Annotated in this window: 1 protein-coding gene; it reads right to left on the minus strand. The window is 74.1% G+C overall.

Features of this window, described 5'->3' with window-relative positions; genetic code table 11:
- Window positions 1-1,677: AMP-binding protein (locus G3N62_RS35350; protein ID WP_206141541.1), on the minus strand; the 1,677-nt coding region annotated here is incomplete at both ends.

The following is a 1,677-nucleotide window of genomic DNA, read 5'->3' on the forward strand; positions in this document are numbered from 1 at the left end:
CCCGCTCGCGGGGTCGCGCGCATCGGCGGCGATCGACGCGGTGTCGCACGCGATCGCGCCGACCGTCGCTTCGGTCGGCCCGTAATGGTTGATCACGCGGCAGGCCGGCGCGAGCGCGGCCAGGCGCGCGACGAGCGCCCACGTGAGCGTCTCGCCGCCCGTCACGAGCGCGTGGCGCGGCAGCACGTCGGCCGGCACGCGCGCGTCGAGCAGCGCCTGCAGATGGCTCGGCACGATCTTCAGCACGCCGACTTCACGGCGGCGCATTTCGTCCGCGAACTGGTCCGGATCGAACGCGCAGGCGGCCGGCAGCAGATGCAGCGTGCGGCCGGCGCACAGCGCGCCGAACAGCGTCGTATGGCCGAGGTCGGCCGCGACGGTCGACACCATCGCGAACGAGGCGTCGGGTGCGAACGCGAGTTCATCGAGCATCCCCTGCACGTAGTCGGCCAGTGCGCCGTGCGACACGACGACGCCCTTCGGCGTGCCGGTCGAGCCCGACGTGTAGATCAGGTACGCGCCCTGCTCCGGATGCGGCGCGACGCGCACGCCGGCCGCGTGGGCGAGCGTCGCATCCTGCGCGAGCGTGTCGACGTCGAGCGGCTGCGTATCGATGCCGGCCGGCCACGCGGCCGTGTCCGCCACGAGCGCCCAGCGTGCGCCGCAGTCGGCCGCCGCGGCACCGAGTCGTGCGGCCGGCTGCGCGGGATCGAGCAGCACGGCGAGCGCGCCCGCCTTCAGCGCGCCCAGCAGGCCGACGACGAAACGTGCCGACCGTTCGATGCAGACGATCACGGACGCCTCGGCGGCCACGCCGCGCTGCGCCAGTGCGCGGGCGACGCGGTTCGACGCGTCGTCGAGCTCGGCGAACGTCAGCGAGGTCGATGCGTCGGACAGCGCGACGCGATGCGGGTAGGCCGCCGCCTGCCGCGCAAACGCGGCGACGACGTCGGCATGCTCGATGCGCAGTGCGCGCCCGTCGCGCGGCTGGCGCGAGCTTGCCGACGCGTCGCACGGCAGTACGGCCGTCGGGTGTTGCGGATCGTGCGCGGCCGCGCCGACGAGCGCCGCATAGCTGTCGAGCCAGGCACGCGCGGTGTCCGCGTCGATGCAGTCGGTCGCGTACGCGGCGACCAGTTCGATCCCGTTCGCGTCGTCGGTGAAATCCACCGCGAAATCGAAGCGCGCGGCGAGATCGGGCCCCGGCGTCGCGACTGCCGTGGCGCCCGGCAGCACGCTGTCGTGCCGCGCATCGAACTGTTGCGCGAACTTCACCCGCAGCCATTCGTCGCCGCGCTTGACCGGCGGCTTCACCGCATCGACGACGCGCTCGAACGGCACGTCCTGGTGCGCGACCGCATCGAGCGCCGCCGTGCGCGCCGCGTCGACGAGCGCGCGGAACGGCAGCGTGGGCGCCACTTGCACGCGCAGCGCGACGGTATTCAGGAACAGGCCCAGCAGCGCGCGCGTTTCGGGGCGCTGGCGATGCGCGACCGGCACCGCGACGACGACATCCGTTGCGCCGGTCAGGCGCGACAGCCACGCGTCGAGCGCGGCGAGCAGCACCGTGAAGACGGTCGCCTGCGCGTCGCGTGCGAGTTGCCGTACGTCGGCCGCGACCGCGTCGGGCAGGCGCACCGACACGCGCGCACCCTGCAGCGTGCGCACGGCGCCCGG

The sequence above is a fragment of the Burkholderia sp. Tr-20355 genome, from assembly GCF_017104685.1.
In the GTDB taxonomy this organism is placed as follows: Bacteria; Pseudomonadota; Gammaproteobacteria; order Burkholderiales; family Burkholderiaceae; genus Burkholderia; species Burkholderia seminalis.